Source organism: Thalassolituus sp. UBA2009, from assembly GCF_002335285.1.
Taxonomy (GTDB): Bacteria; Pseudomonadota; Gammaproteobacteria; order Pseudomonadales; family Oceanobacteraceae; genus Venatoribacter; species Venatoribacter alkanivorans.
Genome location: NZ_DDCJ01000108.1, coordinates 6,714 through 8,099 on the forward strand (window position 1 = coordinate 6,714; position 1,386 = coordinate 8,099).

1 protein-coding gene and 1 pseudogene are annotated in these 1,386 nt (G+C 54.1%); one reads left to right on the forward strand and one right to left on the reverse strand.

The genetic code is table 11. The features are described from left to right. Positions 1 to 294: pseudogene (locus B3P58_RS13970) on the reverse strand (riboflavin synthase); the annotation flags it as partial. A gap of 229 nt (positions 295 to 523) precedes the next feature. Between B3P58_RS13970 and B3P58_RS13975 the strand changes: the two are divergent. Continuing rightward, positions 524 to 1,386, forward strand: an 863-nt coding sequence (locus B3P58_RS13975) for a patatin-like phospholipase family protein (RefSeq protein WP_286718381.1), incomplete at its 3' end; no start/stop codon positions are given.

The window sequence follows — 1,386 nt, forward strand, 5'->3', positions numbered from 1 at the left end:
CACGTGGCCACCGATCTCGTCACCAAAGCGCGCTGCCCGCTCAATATTCACCACACTGCCCGGCTGCAGATCCCCCAGGTTGGTGACCTTAAGTGTCTGCCCAATAGCATCAAAACTGACCCGTCCCTGCTCCAGGGTACGCACGGTCAGACAGGTACCATTGATGGCAACGGATGCACCAATTTGCAGCCCGGTCATAAGTTTTTCCGGGAATTCAAAAGTGAATGTGGCAAAATCTTCTTTGCGCTCCAGTCCCGCCACAGGCAATCTGGTTTGCACAATACCGGTGAACATCAGTCTCTCCAGCCAACTCAGAAAAACGCATTATGCACTATACTCGCTGCAGAAGAAGGCATGAAATCACGGATAGAGCCGGTGATAACACTGCACGGCGGAAAGTCGCAGGTCAGAGGCCGGTTTGCCGGTGACTCTCGTCGGCGAAGCGTTTTCCGAAAGCTACGCACCAGAAAAACCCGGCGCAGACAAATAATTCAGAGACCCCCAGAGACAGCAGGACACGGATTTGGACGTTAAAAAAACAGGATTAATTCTCTCCGGCGGCGGCGCCCGGGCGGCTTATCAGGTGGGCGTGTTAAAAGCGATTCACAAAATTCTGCCTAAAGGTCATTACAACCCCTTCGATATTATTTCCGGTACTTCCGCTGGCGCGATTAATGGCGTCGCCCTGGCAAGCTATGCCGAAAATTACCGCATGGGAATCAAACACCTCGAGCGTATCTGGATGCATTTCAGCTGCGACCAGATCTACCGCACCGACTTCTGGGGAGTATCGGCCTCACTTGCCCGCCTTACCCGCAGCCTGCTGATTGGCCGGGGCTATAAAAACGATACCGTCTCTTTGCTTAATAACCAGCCTCTGCGTGAACTGCTGACCGAAGTCGTGAAGTTCGACAATATTCAGGGGGCTATCGACAGCGGTGCACTGCACGCCATTGCCGTCAACTGCTCGGGCCTGGAAAGCGGCGAGTCCGTGAGTTTTTTTCAGGGCCACTACAGCATCAATAACTGGCAGCGTCAGCGCCGTGTTGGCATCCGCAGCCGCATCACCCTGGATCACCTGATGGCCTCTTCGGCCATTCCGATGATTTTCCCGTCGGTCAAAATTCACCGCGAATATTTTGCCGATGGCGCCGTACGTCAGCTGGCGCCACTCAGCCCGGCGCTGCATCTGGGGGCAGAAAAAATCATGGTGATCGGTGTCAGCGGTATCGCTCACAAACGCAAAGAGCGCCCGCAAAGCAGTTCTTATCCATCGCCGGCCAAAATTATGGGGCATATGCTCAATGCCGCCTTCCTCGACAGCATGGAAACCGATGTTGAACGCTTACGCCGTATTAACCGTACCGTCGAAAAAATTCCGGAATC